The organism is Paenibacillus sp. 1001270B_150601_E10 (assembly GCF_015558675.1).
Classification (GTDB): domain Bacteria; phylum Bacillota; class Bacilli; order Paenibacillales; family Paenibacillaceae; genus Paenibacillus_B.
Genome location: NZ_JADMOL010000001.1, coordinates 124,758 through 141,610 on the forward strand (window position 1 = coordinate 124,758; position 16,853 = coordinate 141,610).

Here is a 16,853-nt window from a genome sequence, read left to right on the forward strand (position 1 = left end):
ATATAACTTTACATTTTATTTTTGATTCATTGTTCAATTATTCATTTTTAGTGCGATGAAAGGTTATCCCAATCCACGAACTTCGTAAATAATTCCATATATAGGGCATTCGCGAAACTTTTGAACTATCCTGCCTGTTAGCATAACACGGCTGCCGATCGATGCCGGCATTGCCGTACAAGAATCAAGCAGAATCGTATTGAATAAACTCGCTTCAAGCACACTTCAACGGATTCCCCGTGCTCCAACTTACCGCCTGAAAACTCCCACATCTCGCGTACGACTAACCTGTCGACGTCGAGCGATGAGGACCTGACTTTCATCGTTCTCAATGATTGCTGCCGCTACTTGGATCAAAGTTCATTCACCCCAAAATGTTTAAGCCGCTGATCATCGCCATGATCATTGTGCTTGTCGGGACAGCGATTCCTGTATCCGCTTCTGCGAAGTGTGTGGTTGGGGCGGCTAGCATTTAAATTCAGTTGGTGCAACGGCAGATTCACCCGATGACATGATCTATCACCCGATTAAGACCAATATTGCTGTAGACATCATGATTGATGGACAAGTGATCAACTCGATATTTGCTCCGCGAATGAGTGCAAATACAGTTTATATCCTGATAACTACGATTACCCGAGCACTCGGAGCTCAGTTTGCGACCAATCAAGATCCATCGGGCACACTTTCCTATACGATTGTATATGAAGGCCGATCCTTCACGATTCGCGGTGGGGACAGTATTATTATAGTGGATGACCAAGCTATCGAGCTCCCTGAATCTGTATCTTCTTTAACAGCTGCTGTCGCTGCTCCTTATCAACTCTTCGAGAAGGAACGCGATCTTTCGATCACAGGGATTCACAGCTGCAGCAGTTACGGATGAATACACAGGTGCAAGTACATTAAGCAGAATAGCGGATGGCCTTTGCCACCCGCTGTTTTATAGCCGTCACCAGCTATCCATTGATTCCTCGATCAAGCCTTTTAGCTTAAAAAATAAGCAGGCTTCTTTAGCCTGCTTATTTTGTGTGTTATTCAACTATCGTTCCCCGTTAGCGTAATGCTTCCAGCTTTTTTGCTCGTTCAAACGCCTCTATTGCAGTCGCGCCTGATAATCTGTTTCCTAAATTTTTTCATAATTGTAGACCAATCAATCGTACCGTCAAAGGGTAAACCATGTTGGGCATAACTTCCGTTATTATCATGTAAATGTATTGCAATCAACCGGTATGATGTTACTTACTCTCAACCACATTAGTAACAATATTAAGCGGTGTTGAAGACCTCTCTGCAACTTTTTCCAAAGTCATACCGCTTTCATAAAACCTCCTGATAACCACGTTCATTGGTTCACCTATTTCAATAATGTACTTAACCGGGTCATATACTCTAAATACTCTTTGCCTCCAGGATTGCTCAAGTATGTCACGAACCAAATCCATTTGATTCTCTGTTAGCCTTTATAAACATCATCTATGTTATCTGGTTCGAAGTATAATTCAATTTGATGCTCCTCATTCTCTACTAATTCTTGATTGGATTTATATGTTCTAATCTTCTAAATATGTTTTAATGTGCTACATCCTTCCTCTATACTGAAAGTTCCCCCACATATCCAATGTTTACTCCATAGTCTATCTCTACTTGTTGATTTAATAATTCCTCGTAAAATATCCAAGAAGCAGTAATATCTTCTACAAATAAAACGGATGAAAAATATTGAATCATGTTCGCTTCCTCCATGATTTAATGTGGCTTGTCTTTAAAATAAGATTTTGAAAGTTTCGCCTAACCGTCTTATTTACGATCTTCGTAAATTCACCATGCTTTAAGGCAATTCAACTATCCTGCCCGTTACTTCAACAAAAAAAGGAACTGCCTCCAAGCTAGCTCCTCAACTCTCTTTCCCCTTTAGTAAAATCACGTGGGAGTTAATCTGCCTGACTATAAATGAGAAACCTATCACGATTTGACAAGGATTGTTTGATTTCCGCGGCTACCCTTCCTTGAACACGATAGCAGTACCGAGCGCCGAGGCCGCCGGTACGAAAAGGTCGCCTGAGGCCGTCTCAGCTACCGGTAAATCGTTCTTTTCAAGATAGCTTCTGGTGTGGGAGATGTCGCGCACTGCTACCACGTACCCGGCAAATCCCGGAACTGGGGGGGGCATCTCTCCTGGTAGTAGTTCTGATAATCTCGTTCTGGGAACGATGGTGATACGAGATCCTGCCAAGTTAAAGATGTGAGCCACTCCATCCGTCTGGACCTCACATTCCAAGTATTGGCCATATCGCCGAATGAATTCGTCCAGTTCGGAATCGTCTACGCATAGGATTGATTCGACTAGGTCCGTTGCCCCATTCGGATGGTTTGGGTGTACTTGCTCTATCACGATGGCTGAGGGTGGATTTTCTGCTACGGCCAGACGGCCTTCATGCACGTTGTCCCCATCGATTTCCAAATAACGTACGGGGACGAATTGTATCCCCTCGGACCTCTCAAGAGGTCGCTGCACGGTGTTAACGCCGCTATGACTGATTCCTTTCTTTTGGAAACGATCCGCTGTCTTGTCGGCGTCCTCGGTACCGAAACAAAGAATATGCGCTCCTTCATAACGGGACAGATACCTAGAGACTGTATCGACAGTCTGTTTGATTTTTCCAATTATTGCTTTTAGCACGTCCGGTGATGCCTGCAGCGGAACGAGTTTAGCACTGTCAGGAATTCTCGCGCCTTGTTTGACAACCGTTACGATTTCGATGAAGCTTCCTTGAAACTCGGCATGCGTATTGGCTGCTCCGAACGGCTTCGGCGGTTCTCCTTCATTTTCGGACATCGCCGGATAGGACGGCGGCGAACACACAAATCCCAGTTTTCTGTACAGTTCAAGTGCAGCTTCCATATCGGAGACTACATGGCCGACGTGATGAATGAACTTGATTTCAGCATGCATCTGCATCCACTCCTTCAATTCAATGATTCAATCAAAACATACTGAGTATTCGCTATCTTCATAAAAACCGTTCTAAAAATCAGCCAAGAATTTTCAAGACATGATAATCGTAAAAATCCTTATACTCTCGTCCGGGCTAGTGAGCTAATCAATATACTATCTTTACTGCCAGATCCGGATTAACAAAGGAAAGGGAAGTAAGGACCACATTGTCCACCCCCCAGCCCTTCATAGAATTGTTGGCCATAGACGCAGATTCAATGAAAAGGAAGCAAGATGCCTATTTGTTCGAGTTGTCCTGGAAAAAGAAATACAAGATGCCGAATTCAATTTTTGATGGTGTATCCTTATCGTATGAATTTATAAGCGTTTATTATGTCAGGCACTTACTTCTCGGTCAATTCAATACCTAAAATTATTAGTTCTCGTTCAGAAGGACTCACAGCTAATAATTCATGACTACAGTTTTTGCAAAAAAGACGTTTAATAAGTATTAAAAAATTAGAACTTCCGATTATCTGGAAGTTCTAATTCTTAGTGCAGTCTTCTTTAACTAACGCACCCGTTTTGTTGGAGTACATTTGAAACCAACAGTTATCCAAAGTGATTATGAAACCACCAAACAACAAGAATCATACTCACTATTCCCCAAGCTGTGGCACTCACTATCCACCAAATTATGAATTTAGCTTTTGTTGAACTTTCCTCGTCTTCCATATTTGCTGTTATAAAAGCGAGATTACTTTCCATACCTTTTTTCATAGAAGTGAGAACAACAAATCCGATTATTAGGAAGCCAATAGTTATCCAGAGTAATAAGTCCACCTTATATACCTACCTTCTTTTATAAATTACTTTCCTTTCAATTTTCTTTATTCAATTATCCTGCCCCGTTAGTTGGATAAGATATAATGTTAAATCACAAATTTAGGTTAATCTAATTGTATCATAGGTTTCTTACCAAATTCCCTCTAATAATCAAGTTGTTCATAGTTACTTCATTTCTTAGATGTTGAATGCTTTCTAACCTGAAACCAAGCAAGGTAATTGTTAAGATACTTAGTACAACACCGTTAACTTTAACAGAGCCAAATAAAAAAAGCGCTGAGCTATTCTCAGCGCTTTCAAATATAGTTGAAGTAATATGACTCAATACTCAAAATGCAAAAGCAAGCTGCTGCTCACTTCGATCTACTTTCTTCTTTTTCTTTTTCATTCTATTGTCTACTATAATTCTCACTTCATGACATTCCTGATCTTGTACCGGCTTATCAAGTAGTTGCAAAATCCATCGTCTGAACTTCACTTCTTCCTGAAACGTACACTCCGGAATAAACGTAAGACTAACACCAACAAGGTCAGCAGTTAATACAAATTCGTGTTGCTTATCAATATTCAGCAAAGCATAGTCCAGTTGGGCTTTGATTCTTTTGAAGCACCGTCATATTGATAGTTCAATTCTTTCCTTAGTGGCTGCTCATCGGAAGGCGAATCTACAATAAACGAATCCATTGTCATCTTACCCCAAATTGATTCAGCATTTTCTACTCCCGCAACGTCCTTTTCAATAAACCTTTTTGCTAGTTCACTTGCCAAACTTCCACCGGCACCTTCCGTAAGCGCGGCAAGGCCCTCATTACTGAATTGACCCTCAATGGCTAACGCAGCTGCCATTTTCTTGGCCATCAAATTAATAGCGAGCTCTTGCATGGTAAGTCTATAAGTCATGTAGGTCGTTAAACATTTCGCCTCTTGGCCAATCCTCCAAGCACGTCTAGATGCTTGTCGTACAATGTTTAAACGATATCCTGTTTGGTAAAAAAGAAGTTATGGAAACTGAAGAAAATCAAGTCCTGTCGATACCAAAATTGGATTGCATAAAAGGACTTACACCCCTTCTTGGACTCGCTCTTCAATCCATTCTTCACGCTTAGGTCCAGGAATATTAGAAGAGAGAATAGCTGTTTTTATTCCTCTTTCCCTTAACAGCATTTCGATTCTCTCTAACGTGTTTAATTTACCTGTAAATGTTGCATAGATCACAACATTCCTCTTTTGCTTTAACTGGGATCGAACATATTTAATCATCTGCAGCTCTTTTGGATACAGCAGCCGATCACTTAAGCGATATTTAGGAGAACCAGCTTCTTTACCCGTATCCGGATGATAGATCCCACGAAACTCAAATGGAACGTCAGGATAAGATAATAAAGTATTGACTAAATGACCTACCAGCAAAGATTTCCCACAGACAGCAATTCTATATATCGTTATAGTATCAGCGTATCCCCTTACGTATGCGTTTAGATACACGAACAGTCCTTCTCCTTGCAGTTTCGATCTAGATCTACTGATATGAATAGATGCATTGAGCTTTTCTTTTATTTCTTTTTACATCATCCATCAGGCTTGCCAGAGACATAAATACAAGACATGCAACCACACCACTGCACCACCATGACAAAGCAAGCTTCCATTGAAATACAGGTGTTATATTCACCAACTCATACAGTTCATTCACTTCTTGTCCAACTTTGACCCCATTACCACACTCCCCACCAGGGAAAATACAGCTATTACCCTTAACACAATCGACATTTCCTTCTCCTCTCTTTTCCTCTCTTCTCCAGTTTAGTGAAATGGAATTTGTAGATTGTGTAAATAAAGGCAATCATACGTTAATTATATTAATTGATGTTATTAATAATTAATAGCCTAAATAAAACTACACCCATTCTTACGAAGCATATAAAAAACCACATGCGTCTGTTATAAACAGAACATGTGGTATGTTGAATTATCCTCTTTCTTTAAAGCTTCGCGCTAAATATAAGGCAGGTGTTGAGGCTACCGAAACAACAAATTTCAGCACGTAAGTCGTGATGAAGATATCCAACCATACGCCCCATGAATATAAGCCCGCAAACGCAATGGTGCAAAAAACAGCTGAGTCCACAAGCTGACTAATTCCCGTGCTGCCATTGCTGCGAATCCAAAGCTGATGAGGCTTGTTGAAGATCTTCTTTATGATCGTATAAAGACGGACATCTAAGAATTGGCTGACAAAGTATGCGGACAAACTGCCTAATGCAAGTCTAGGCATCAGCCCAAAGATCATCTCAAGCGCGGATTGCGCTTCTAAGCCCGATTCATGCGGCTTGAACAAGAGCGCCATCTGCATCATGATCGTTGTCATAATGAGCGTAAAGAAGCCAAACCATACCGCTTTCTTCGCTTCTGCTTCGCCATACTTCTCATTTAGTAGGTCGCTCGTTAGATAAATCGTGCCGTATATCGTATTTCCGAGCGTCATTACAAAGCCAAACATCTCAATATTTTTAGTCACTTGAATATTGGCAATAACGGTAGCCACACCAATCCAAGCATACAGCCCTATTTTGCCAAACATGCGATAGCAGATTAAAAACAACGCAAAGTTAACAAGGGCAAAACAAATCCCTAAGCCTAAATTATACAACGAACTCTCTCCTCCTAGTTTTGATAACGCGGGATGGTTACGAACCGCGGCTTTATGGCTTTTTTGCCAAAGCAGAATTCACTATATCATACATGAAACAAACTTGCTAGTTGGAATCTATGTCAAAAATGAAGCTAATGGCTGAATGAGCACAACAGACCTTAGTGGTGAATTTCAAATAAGGAAGGACGAATAAGTGTATCATACTGATAATGGTCCCACATCTTAAATGGAACATGGCAAGACACTAAAAAGCCCCAGATGCCTTGCGGCTCTAGGGCTCAAATCACATGCAAACCTTACTGTTTTCCCTTTACCTCACTGTTATAAAACGCATATAACGGTTCAATGGATGGACTTGATAACAAGGGAATCGCTCTTTCAACCATTTCCCGATCCCAATCAAACCAGCGCATCTCCAATAATCTATTTATTTCTGAATCGGTAAACCGTTTCTTGATTTCTTTAGCGGGATTACCGCCAACAATCGTATATGGGGGGACGTCTTTTGACACCACAGATCCAGATGCAATGATGGCTCCTTCGCCAATCGTAACGCCTGGCATGATGATCGCATTCATTCCTATCCATGCATCGCTTTTAATGACCGTATTTCCTTTTGGCTCATAGGATTGTTCGATTTGCTCAAGAAATGGATAAACTGTAATCCATTCTGGATGGTGGTTGTGATTGCCCCCCATTAAAATGACTACTCCACTTGCAATACAAACATAATTCCCAATAATGAGTTTATCTAGATGCCAACCATACTGTTCAATCGGATTAAACAGTTCTTGCGATTTAGAATCACCCCATAAATACCGCACACAACCATCTTCAAAATTTTGATTTCCATAATATCCCGAATAATAGGAATACTCGCCAACTTCAATAAGAGGGTTTGTTACAATGTCTTTTAAATACTTTGTTTCTGACCAATGTCTATATAATGGATGATTCATAATCATATACCTCGCTTCTAAGTAATCAAATTCGACCACATACTTAGAAGCTTGATACCTGAGCTACATTTTTAAACTTCTTCAAACGACGAATCATTGTCTTCAGCCTTTCTTTAATAGTAAAGAAAATTGTAGCCCATTAAATAGTACTAGTCAAATCATGTACGGCATTGATTTTGTTTTTATAAAAGAATGTTCCATTGAAAAAGTCAAAGCTTCTCATCCTGGGCACAAGAATAGAAGTTGCTCGTTCATTCGTTTTTTGACTTTATATCTGGGGCATTTTCTAATGGCTTTTGAAGTGCGTCCACAATGGCTGCGATGATACTTGTTGCTAGAATACCCATTAGACCTAATGGTATAGGAGCTGCATCACCACCTGTAACTTTAGCACATACTTTTAAGCTTACTATTCCTAACAAAATGAGAAAAATGACTGTAAATGCACATTTCTTTATAATCTTCAAAGATTTAAGCGATAATTCAGAGAAAGCATTATTCTTTTCGATGTAGGTCAATAGTTTATATGCTTGATACAACGCAACAGAGAACGCAATACAGAATCCGTATGCGCATACTAAAAAGGGAATTAGGAAGTAAGCCGTGTCTGGATGTAACCGTGCATCTCTAACGGCTATCACAGGCAACCAGATGCACAAAGAAAGCACTGCAATTCCAGCCAGAAAAATAATTACCTTCAAGAAAGTGGTTGAACCTCGTTTAACACTCATTTAAAATACCCCACTTATTTATGATAACATGATTCTAGCATGGAATTTATCGTTTTACAATATATATTAATTGTTTTTTATTATATTATTATTGTTATTATAATTTCCTATAATTATAAAAAAGTTAAAAACATTACTTATTACAAAGAAATGCTCTTTTAATAAAATATTAAATTTACTACTTGTTCAACAAAACTGCCCGTTGTCTAACATATTTTTTGATGAAGTATTCTCATATTCCTTGCTGTCTATAAAACGAAACCAAGCCAAATAATGCTGTAATAGATTTGATGTAATCCCATTAAAGCGGTCCATCCATTATTTTTTTGCGGCTATGGTCAAAAAAGTTAGTCAGATCAAGGTTTTGATGTTGCTGAATTGATTCATCTTTGCAAAGAATAAATAAAAATGTTGGGGAATTTTTGGGCATTACAATAACCATCGTATCCAATTTTATAATCGTCCAACAATAAAAAGCCCCAGAAGCCAGACGGCTCTAGGGCTGAAAAAATTAATATAAGGTCATGTATTGATCGCGTTCCCATTGATGAACTTGAGTGCGGTACATATCCCACTCGATTTCTTTCAACTCATAGAAATGCTGTAGGGCATGTTCGCCAAGTGCATCACAGATCGTCTCATCGCGAAGCAACTCATCCAGAGCTTCCTTCAAGCTTGCTGGCAAGCTAGGAATGCCTTCAGCAATACGCTCTTCTTCTGTCATAACATAGATGTTGCGGTCTGTCGGTGCTGGAAGCTTGGATTGCTCCTTAATACCACTAAGACCTGCTTTAAGAATAACAGCAAGAACCAGGTAAGGGTTCGCGGAAGGGTCTGGGTTACGTACTTCGATACGCGTGCTAAGCCCGCGAGAAGCAGGAATACGAATCATTGGGCTGCGGTTACTAGCAGACCAAGCGACATAGCAAGGCGCTTCATAACCAGGAACAAGACGCTTGTAAGAGTTCACCGTCGGGTTCGAAATTGCCGCAAAGCTGCGTGCATGCTTCATAATACCAGCCATGAAATAACGAGCATCCGTGCTTAATCCAAGGGAATCGGATTCATCCACAAATGCATTCTCTGCACCTTTGAACAAGGAGATGTTGCAGTGCATACCAGAGCCGTTCACGCCGAACAATGGCTTTGCCATAAATGTCGCATGAAGTCCATGCTGACGAGCAATAGTCTTCACGACCAATTTGAAGGTTTGAATTTGGTCAGCCGCTTTGATCGCGTCCGCATACTTGAAGTCGATCTCGTGCTGGCCTGGTGCAACCTCGTGGTGAGAAGCTTCGATCTCAAAGCCCATTTCTTCAAGCTTCAATACGATCTCACGACGGCAGTTCTCACCAAGATCAGTAGGAGCCAAGTCGAAATAACCACCTTGGTCATTCAATTCAGTAGTAGGGTTACCCTTTTCATCCGTTTTGAAAAGGAAGAATTCTGGTTCAGGACCAACGTTCATTGCCGTAAAGCCCATTTCTTCTGCTTCTTTCAACACACGCTTCAGAATTCCACGAGGACATCCTGCGAATGGCGTTCCATCCGGCATGTAAACATCGCAAATCATACGTGCCACTCGATCTTCTTGTACCCAAGGGAATACAACCCAAGTATCAAGATCCGGTACAAGATACATATCGGATTCTTCGATACGGACATAACCTTCGATGGAGGATCCATCAAACATCATTTTGTTGTCGAGTGCTTTTTGAAGTTGGCTCGTAGGAATTTCTACGTTCTTGATCGTTCCAAGCAGATCCGTAAATTGCAAGCGAATAAAACGGACATTTTGTTCCTCGGCAATGCGCATAATATCTTCTTTAGTGTAACCCACGACATACAACTCCTTTTAGCTAACAATACTAGAATATAAAACTAGAATGAAATTGGACGACTACAACTATTTAGTAAAAAAACGAGACAACTCCCCTTGAATCAAAGACACCTGCCCCGGTCTTTTTCCGGTCATTAACTGCTGCTTCAAGATACGATGCAGCTGCATATCGGATAATTCCTTGCGTTTCGTTTCAGAGTCATCATTGAGGACCGTTGCCTCATCTGATCCCTTCGACACCGGATCCAGCACTTGCTTGATTCCGGCAATGTTTACGCCCTTCTCAATTAATGCCTTGATCTCCAACAAACGTTCGACATCATTAAATGAGAACAAGCGTTGGTTCCCTGAAGTTCGCGCTGGCATAATGAGTTCATGCTGCTCATAGTACCGAATTTGACGTGCGGTCAAATCAGTCAACTTCATTACGATGCCGATTGGAAACAACGCCATATTTCTGCGAATCTCATCACCCATCGCTCATCAACCTTCCTCATCAAGATTACCAATCCTATTTTCCATCATACTCCTCGGAAGCATACGTGTCAAGCTATGTTAGAATAACTCACAACCAAATTCCGGAGATCGTTTTTCCTAGTTGTACCATTCATTCTAGTTCGCTAAAAGGAGCCTGTACTACCTATTAAACCAGCTATTTCAAGAACATTCAAAGCTTATTAAATTGAACCTGGAAGAACGAGCAAATTGCGCTCAATCATCGTCTGAAGCGCCATCAGCGCTCCGAGCTTCGCATGTGCATAAGTAAGGCCACCCTGCATATACGCCGTATAGGGCTCTCGAATCGGGGCGTCAGCCGATAGTTCTAAGCTGCCCCCTTGAATAAAGGTACCTGCAGCCATAATAACAGGGTGTTCGTACCCTGGCATTGCCCATGGCTCAGGAACAACGTGAGCATCAACCGCTGAAGCACGCTGTATGCCTTGCACAAAGGCAATAAGGTGCTCTGCCGTATCAAAGCGCAGGGCTTGAATCAAGTCTGTTCGAGGACTGGACCAATGAGGCGATGTCTCATATCCCAGCTCTTCGAACAAAGCAGCTGCAAATACGCTTCCACGCACGGCTTGTCCAACCATAGCAGGGGCAAGGAATAAGCCTTGATACATGGAGCGAATCGCCCCAAGCATAGCTCCTACCTCACTGCCGATTCCTGGTGCAGTTAGCCGCTGAGCAGCCTTCTCCACCAAATCACGTCTTCCAGCAATATAGCCACCTGTTGGAGCTATACCGCCTCCTGGATTCTTTATCAATGAGCCCGCAATCAGATCCACACCAACTTCAGTGGGTTCCTCTAGCTCCGTAAATTCTCCATAACAGTTGTCTGCGAATATAATCAAATCACTACGGATCTCTCTCACCCGCTTCACCATGTCCCCAATTTGCTGAACAGTAAAGGAGGCTCTCCAGTCATAGCCTCTTGAGCGCTGAATGCCAATCACTTTCGTGCGCTCGGTGATTTCGCTTTTAACAGAAGTCCAATCTACATTCCCATCTGGCAGAAGCGGAACCATTTTCACGTTAATGCCCCAATCTGCAAGCGAGCCTGTACCATCATGCTCCTTCCCAATCACTTTATGTAATGTATCATAAGGCGAGCCTGTAATGTACAGCAGCTCATCGCCTGGGCGCAATACAGCAAACAAAGCAATCGATATTGTATGCGTGCCTGATACAAAATGTGGTCGTACTAATGCCGCTTCTGCACCGAATACATCCGCGTACACTTCATCCAGCACCTCTCGGCCGCGATCGTTATAGCCATAGCCCGTGGAATTGGCAAAATGATAATCACTTACCTTGTGCTTTTGAAACGCTTGAATGACCTTCCACTGATTCCGTTCTGCGATATGCTCGATCTGACGGGTCATTGGCGAGATTTTTTGCTCTATCTTTTGCTCCATTGCTTGTAGTTCTGGTGTCCAGTTCATTTGATCTTCGTTTCCCCTTGCTGAATGATTTCCTAATATAAGCATCATCATAACATGAATCGTCTGACTTGTTATGTAAAGAATCCTCATGAATTCCTCAGCGCGTTCAGCAAAAATAAAAGCTCCCCGTCAATCTGACGTGGGAGCACGCTGTCTCGTATACAAGCCGCCGCTCATACTTGCGTATGATACATGCCCTTATATCTAGTATACCTTATTTTCGCTCTACTTTTAAATCCTCTGCATGAAGCGACATCAACTCTAGCTTCCCGGGAGACAGCTCTGGGTATTGCTGCAAGAGCCTGACAGCTTGATTGCGCATCGCCTTTTCCATCAAATTTCGAACAAATCGCGCGTTGCTGAAGAGATGTGGCGACATCACCTTTTCTTCTAGAACCATATCCTTCAGTACTGCAAGCGCTTGGGGAACAAGCACATAATCTTGATCCTTTGCCATTGTCTCTGCAATCTGAAGCAATTGATCCACCTGGTAATCGGGAAAATCGATGTGAATGGGAAAACGAGACGGCAGTCCGGAGTTCGTTTGAATCAAGGATTCCATTTCATCGGAATAACCGGCTAAGATAAGCACGAACTGGTTTTTATGATCTTCCATGGCCTTGACAAGCGTATCCACGGCCTCCTTGCCAAAGTCCTTTTCACCGCCGCGTGCCAAGCTGTAAGCTTCATCAATAAACAGCACTCCGCCCATCGACTTCTTCAGCAGATCTCTCGTCTTCTGAGCCGTATGGCCAATATACTCCCCAACCAAGTCCGCCCGCTCCGCTTCTATCAAATGCCCTTTGCTCAAGATTCCTAGCTGTTGAAACATCTTCGCCATTATGCGTGCGACTGTTGTCTTTCCCGTCCCAGGGTTGCCTTTAAAAAGCATATGATACACTTGATTCGGGCTTGTTAATCCAGCTTGCGCTCGTCTTTGGTTCATCTGAATCATGGCATAAAGCTCAAAAGCGATATCCTTAATATGCTGGAGACCGATTAACCGATCAAACTCTTTGCTTATTTCTGCAAACGTATGATGCCGCTCCAGATCTATGCCAGTTGAGCTCTTCTCAGCGTTTGTATTCGCTGTTTGGGGTTGATCATACGGCCTAAGCACCACATTAATTTGACGGGACGGACGATTCTGCGTTACTGGATCAGTAGAAGCCTGGGCCGCCTGAGAACGACTATGCATAAGACTCACCCTCTCGACAATCATCAAAATGCTTAGAGCCATTTTAAAAGTCCTAGCCACTAAAGCCAGCATATGCTAGCGATTCTCAGGTTATTAGAAGAATTACAGCCACAACTCGTCCCATTTCCATTTTGTATAGGCTAAGGTTTCCCTACTGAAATATTTGATCGGCGATAGGACCTGACTGCTCACGGTTTCTACATTCACATACGAATAGCCGAGCTTTTCAGCAATTTCTCGTGCACGCGTCCCATGAAAATCATGCGTGATGATGGTAACTGTGCTTTCATCACCTGCATTCATTTTCGTCAATAGGGGCTGTGTAAATTTAAGATTTTCCAGAGTGCTCGTTGACTCATTCTCTAAATGTATATGTTCAGGAGGGATGCCATGCTCTATTAAATAGTTTCTGCTGCCTTCTGCTTCTGAGTATGGATCACTCTGATGTCCTTTTCCACCTGTCACAATAATCTCTTTGAACCTACCTTGGTTATAGAGCTCAACAGCGAGCTGCAATCGTTCTGTTAATCCCGGACTAGGACGTTCTCCCCACATGGCTGCACCAAGAACGATCCCAACATCCGTAGGATCATGCGTGGATGCACCACCTGCCTTCGCGATTTGCAGCTGAGTGTAGCCTGTCCAGCCAATCCCAATTAACACAATAATAAGCAGAGATATAATCACCTTCGGAATACGCCGCTTGCGCCCGCCTCCCTGCCGAATAAGAGAGCGAGGGTTTGAAACATCTTTGCCAGAATACATGCTGCATTCACCTCCTAGATGGGGAAAAAGAGGACACAAGCGTCTTGTTGTCCTCTTTCTCTTCTGTTCATGGATTAAGTTAAAGTTACATCATTATGCTGCAGGCTGCTCTTGCTGCACGTCGACTTCTCCATCGGTTCCGGGGTCAATCGTGTTGGTATCGCCATTCGTTTCTGTAGATCCGTCTCCTTCTCCACCTGAATTGCCGTTACCACCACTATTACCGTTGCCATTTCCGTTATTGCCACTGCCATTATTTCCTGAGTTGCCGCCCTGTTCACCGTTGCCTTCTTGCGAACCTCCGCCTGGCTCTTGGCCGCCATTGTTGCCATTGCCATTTCCGCCATCTGGTGGAGTTACTTCTCCACCAGGCTCATTAGGATCTGTTGGATCTGTAGGCGGAACATTCGGATCAACTGGAGGCTCCACACTCTCGTCAGCCGGGATGGAAACCGATACTTCGCTCGACTTGCCATATTCATCAGGATTATCGTCGCTTGTCGCCGTTACATAGTACGTATACGACTGGCCTGGGAACACTCCTATATCTTCTGCATTCCGTACAGCAACATCTGCTAGGATCTTCGTGAACTGCTGCTCTTCAGCAGATTTGCGGTATACATGATACTTCACATTGGATCCTTCAATGGCATTCCAGGTAAGCGATACGGTTTTCGTATTTTCAGAATAAGAAGCGGATAATCCGCCAATAGATGCTTGCGGTTTCTCAACTGGCTTATCCTCAACATTATTTGGCTTGCCGAAGCTTCCGCCATCTACACCAGCAAGCGCCTTGCTCATTATTTTGCTGAATAGTGCCGCTGGCTGACCGCTGCTTCCCTTCATAACATGATCTTTATCGGTCTTGTCGTATCCCATCCACACCGCTGCTGTCCATTGCGGTGTGTAACCGACAAACCAGAAATCACGGCTTCCAGAACCATTGTAGCCTGGGATGGAATGCTGCGTGGAACCTGTCTTGCCTGCTACTGGACGATCCATCTGAGCAGCACGACCTGTACCGCTGCGTACAACTTCCTCCATCATTTGCGTCATGTAATAAGCGGTTTGTTCCTTCATGACTCGTTTTGCTTTTTCAGCCTTGTAGGCATATACCTGCTTGCCGTTGCGGTCATCAATCTTCTTGATGCTGTAGGAATCGTAATGGATTCCTCCATTCGCAAATGCATTATAGGCCTCCGCCATTTCAATTGGGGTTGCCCCTCTCGTCAAACCGCCAAGCGCAATCGAAAGGTTATAGTCTTCGTCATCAAGATCAATGCCCATGTTTTTCGCAAAATCAAAACCATTCTTAAGCCCAATTTCATTCAACAGCCAAACGGCTGGCAAGTTCGTCGAACGCTTCACTGCCTCTGTCATTTCAATCGCACCAACGTACTTATTGCTGCCAAGGTCAGTTGGACAGTAATTGCCGAAGCATTGCTTATCATCTCTAAGTGTCGACCAAGGGAAGTATTCCCCGGATTCAATCGCTGGCGCATAAGAGACAATTGGCTTAAAGGAGGAACCTGGCTGTCTCTTAACAGTTACCCGGTTCAGTCCCTTGACGGCATAATCGCGACCACCCATCATCGCAACAATCGCACCATTAGAGTGGTCAGTAATGACCATTGCACTTTGAGAAAGCACATCCGTGTTGCTCTCTTCAAAGTTATCCGCATTTTGGTATTCCTCAAACATCGCTTTTTGCGCTTGACTATCCATCGTCGTGTAGATTTGGTAGCCACCGCGGCGAAGCTGGTCCTCCGTCAAGCCTGTACGTTCCTCCACTTCCTCCATCATGTAGTCAATAAAGGATTGGTATGCAGAAGTACCGGAGGATGTGCTGCCCTCTTTCTTCGAAGGCGCCATCGTTGGATCGTACTCCACTTTCTTCGCTTCTTGGAACTCCTCTTCGGTAATGAATCCTTGTTCCTTCATCAAGCTCAGTACGACGTTTCTGCGCTCCTTGGAACGCTCAGGATTCCGAAGTGGGCTATAGTGTGAAGGCGCCTTTGGAATAGCCGCCAGCGTCGCCATTTGCCACACCTCAAGATCATTAAGATCCTTTATGCCGAAATAGGTATAGGCTGCTGCCTTAATGCCATATGCCCCGCTGCCGAAATAAATGCGGTTCAAGTACATGGTGAGTATTTCGTCCTTCGTATAGTGATTCTCAATCGCTAATGCGATGGACATCTCCGTCGCCTTACGGAAAAATGTTTTATCCGAAGACAAGAACATATTTTTGGCAAGCTGCTGCGTAATGGTACTACCACCCTCAACCAATCCGCCAGCCATAACGTCCTTTACCATCGCACGGCCGATGGACCATAAATCCACACCTGCGTGCTCATAGAATCGACGGTCTTCTGTCGCCACGAAAGCATCTTCGACCTTCTTCGGAATTTCTCCTGGTTCAGCAATCTCACGATTGCTCTCTGCGGCGCCAATCTTACCTAGCTCGACTCCCTTCCGATCATAGATCGTAGAGGCGACAGCCAGCTCGAACATATCCTGTTCCCGATATTCATTCATTAATCGTTCGCCATTTAGTAATATAAATAAATAACCGCCTACCGCACAAAAAACAGCAAACGTAGTGGTGAAAAACATTAGCCACCAAGTCTTCTTCCAAGTCCAGCGCTTCTTAGGCTTCGGCGCTTGCTTGCGCTGATTAGAAGCCTGCGATCGACTGGGACGTTGTGGATGAGAACGTGATCGATAATCTTCTCTAGACATTCTTTCCGACTCCCTTTTCCCTTAAAATGCTCTATCTTTCTATACGTGGATACCCAATAACCATGACTTTGTAACAAGTCCCTCCGCGTTGAACCATGAATGACAGATTCATGCCTATCTGACGGACTAGGGTAAGTATAACCCTTCATCACCGTCAAAAGGTTACATGAATGAAAAGAACAACCCTGTTGGGGTTGTTCTCATCAGAGTTCTATCCTATTAGACGTTTCATTTT

The 16,853-nt window shown here is 43.2% G+C and carries 16 protein-coding genes and 1 pseudogene; 1 reads left to right on the forward strand and 16 read right to left on the reverse strand.

From position 1 onward, the window contains the following. Window positions 1–511: 511 nt before the first annotated feature. Window positions 512–886 carry a hypothetical protein gene (locus I2H74_RS00625; RefSeq protein WP_195570748.1) on the forward strand — a complete coding sequence of 125 codons (375 nt, stop codon included), beginning with the start codon at window positions 512–514 and terminating at the stop codon, window positions 884–886. 352 nt (window positions 887–1,238) lie between these two features. Here I2H74_RS00625 and I2H74_RS25230 read toward each other — a convergent pair whose 3' ends face one another. The 16 genes and pseudogenes from I2H74_RS25230 to I2H74_RS00705 form a co-directional block, all read right to left on the reverse strand. Next, window positions 1,239–1,445, reverse strand: coding sequence for a hypothetical protein (locus tag I2H74_RS25230; protein WP_195570750.1), 207 nt, complete (start codon window positions 1,443–1,445; stop codon window positions 1,239–1,241). 148 nt (window positions 1,446–1,593) lie between these two features. Then, window positions 1,594–1,731: a hypothetical protein gene (locus tag I2H74_RS00635; RefSeq protein WP_195570752.1), complete on the reverse strand. Its 138-nt coding sequence runs from the start codon at window positions 1,729–1,731 to the stop codon at window positions 1,594–1,596. Between the two features lie 268 nt (window positions 1,732–1,999). Further along, window positions 2,000–2,956: a VOC family protein gene (locus I2H74_RS00640; RefSeq protein WP_195570753.1), complete on the reverse strand. Its 957-nt coding sequence runs from the start codon at window positions 2,954–2,956 to the stop codon at window positions 2,000–2,002. Window positions 2,957–3,550: 594 nt separating this feature from the next. Next, complete coding sequence (locus I2H74_RS24405; RefSeq protein ID WP_324253968.1) at window positions 3,551–3,781, reverse strand: hypothetical protein; 231 nt, start codon at window positions 3,779–3,781, stop codon at window positions 3,551–3,553. Window positions 3,782–3,883: 102 nt separating this feature from the next. After that, window positions 3,884–4,020, reverse strand: a pseudogene (locus I2H74_RS00645) (IS1595 family transposase); the annotation flags it as partial. A 331-nt stretch (window positions 4,021–4,351) separates the two neighbouring features. Then, entirely contained in the window at window positions 4,352–4,642 is a 291-nt protein-coding gene (locus tag I2H74_RS00655) for a hypothetical protein (RefSeq protein WP_229106264.1), read from the reverse strand. A gap of 201 nt (window positions 4,643–4,843) precedes the next feature. Next, window positions 4,844–5,269, reverse strand: coding sequence for a hypothetical protein (locus I2H74_RS00660; protein ID WP_195570759.1), 426 nt, complete (start codon window positions 5,267–5,269; stop codon window positions 4,844–4,846). 484 nt (window positions 5,270–5,753) lie between these two features. Beyond that, window positions 5,754–6,434 (reverse strand): queuosine precursor transporter, encoded by a 681-nt coding sequence (locus I2H74_RS00665; RefSeq protein WP_195570761.1) that lies wholly within the window; start codon window positions 6,432–6,434, stop codon window positions 5,754–5,756. Window positions 6,435–6,733: 299 nt separating this feature from the next. Then, window positions 6,734–7,396 carry a CatB-related O-acetyltransferase gene (locus I2H74_RS00670; RefSeq protein WP_195570762.1) on the reverse strand — a complete coding sequence of 221 codons (663 nt, stop codon included), beginning with the start codon at window positions 7,394–7,396 and terminating at the stop codon, window positions 6,734–6,736. Window positions 7,397–7,647: 251 nt separating this feature from the next. Beyond that, window positions 7,648–8,127, reverse strand: coding sequence for a DUF2975 domain-containing protein (locus tag I2H74_RS00675; protein WP_195570764.1), 480 nt, complete (start codon window positions 8,125–8,127; stop codon window positions 7,648–7,650). A gap of 511 nt (window positions 8,128–8,638) precedes the next feature. Further along, window positions 8,639–9,967, reverse strand: a complete 1,329-nt coding sequence (gene glnA / locus I2H74_RS00680) for a type I glutamate--ammonia ligase (protein WP_195570766.1) — start codon at window positions 9,965–9,967, stop codon at window positions 8,639–8,641. Window positions 9,968–10,033: 66 nt separating this feature from the next. Next, window positions 10,034–10,444 carry a MerR family transcriptional regulator gene (locus I2H74_RS00685; protein WP_195570768.1) on the reverse strand — a complete coding sequence of 137 codons (411 nt, stop codon included), beginning with the start codon at window positions 10,442–10,444 and terminating at the stop codon, window positions 10,034–10,036. Between the two features lie 200 nt (window positions 10,445–10,644). Further along, window positions 10,645–11,886 (reverse strand): aminotransferase class I/II-fold pyridoxal phosphate-dependent enzyme, encoded by a 1,242-nt coding sequence (locus tag I2H74_RS00690; RefSeq protein ID WP_420707412.1) that lies wholly within the window; start codon window positions 11,884–11,886, stop codon window positions 10,645–10,647. Between the two features lie 241 nt (window positions 11,887–12,127). Further along, window positions 12,128–13,111, reverse strand: a complete 984-nt coding sequence (locus tag I2H74_RS00695; protein ID WP_229106265.1) for an AAA family ATPase — start codon at window positions 13,109–13,111, stop codon at window positions 12,128–12,130. Window positions 13,112–13,213: 102 nt separating this feature from the next. Next, entirely contained in the window at window positions 13,214–13,876 is a 663-nt protein-coding gene (locus I2H74_RS00700; protein ID WP_195570772.1) for a YdcF family protein, read from the reverse strand. A gap of 93 nt (window positions 13,877–13,969) precedes the next feature. Then, window positions 13,970–16,618: a PBP1A family penicillin-binding protein gene (locus I2H74_RS00705; protein WP_195570773.1), complete on the reverse strand. Its 2,649-nt coding sequence runs from the start codon at window positions 16,616–16,618 to the stop codon at window positions 13,970–13,972. Between the last annotated feature and the right edge of the window lie 235 nt (window positions 16,619–16,853).

Excerpts from the sequence above, each read along its gene's own strand:
- I2H74_RS00640 (WP_195570753.1), bottom strand. The coding sequence starts at position 2,956 with ATGCATGCTGAAATCAAGTTCATTCATCACGTCGGCCATGTAGTCTCC.
- I2H74_RS00675 (WP_195570764.1), bottom strand. The coding sequence starts at position 8,127 with ATGAGTGTTAAACGAGGTTCAACCACTTTCTTGAAGGTAATTATTTTT.
- I2H74_RS00700 (WP_195570772.1), bottom strand. The coding sequence starts at position 13,876 with ATGTATTCTGGCAAAGATGTTTCAAACCCTCGCTCTCTTATTCGGCAG.
- I2H74_RS00705 (WP_195570773.1), bottom strand. The coding sequence starts at position 16,618 with ATGTCTAGAGAAGATTATCGATCACGTTCTCATCCACAACGTCCCAGT.
- I2H74_RS00685 (WP_195570768.1), bottom strand. The coding sequence starts at position 10,444 with ATGGGTGATGAGATTCGCAGAAATATGGCGTTGTTTCCAATCGGCATC.
- I2H74_RS00635 (WP_195570752.1), bottom strand. The coding sequence starts at position 1,731 with ATGATTCAATATTTTTCATCCGTTTTATTTGTAGAAGATATTACTGCT.
- I2H74_RS00625 (WP_195570748.1), top strand. The coding sequence starts at position 512 with ATGATCTATCACCCGATTAAGACCAATATTGCTGTAGACATCATGATT.
- I2H74_RS00690 (WP_420707412.1), bottom strand. The coding sequence starts at position 11,886 with ATGGAGCAAAAGATAGAGCAAAAAATCTCGCCAATGACCCGTCAGATC.
- I2H74_RS00695 (WP_229106265.1), bottom strand. The coding sequence starts at position 13,111 with ATGCATAGTCGTTCTCAGGCGGCCCAGGCTTCTACTGATCCAGTAACG.
- I2H74_RS00655 (WP_229106264.1), bottom strand. The coding sequence starts at position 4,642 with ATGGCCAAGAAAATGGCAGCTGCGTTAGCCATTGAGGGTCAATTCAGT.
- I2H74_RS25230 (WP_195570750.1), bottom strand. The coding sequence starts at position 1,445 with ATGGATTTGGTTCGTGACATACTTGAGCAATCCTGGAGGCAAAGAGTA.
- I2H74_RS00670 (WP_195570762.1), bottom strand. The coding sequence starts at position 7,396 with ATGAATCATCCATTATATAGACATTGGTCAGAAACAAAGTATTTAAAA.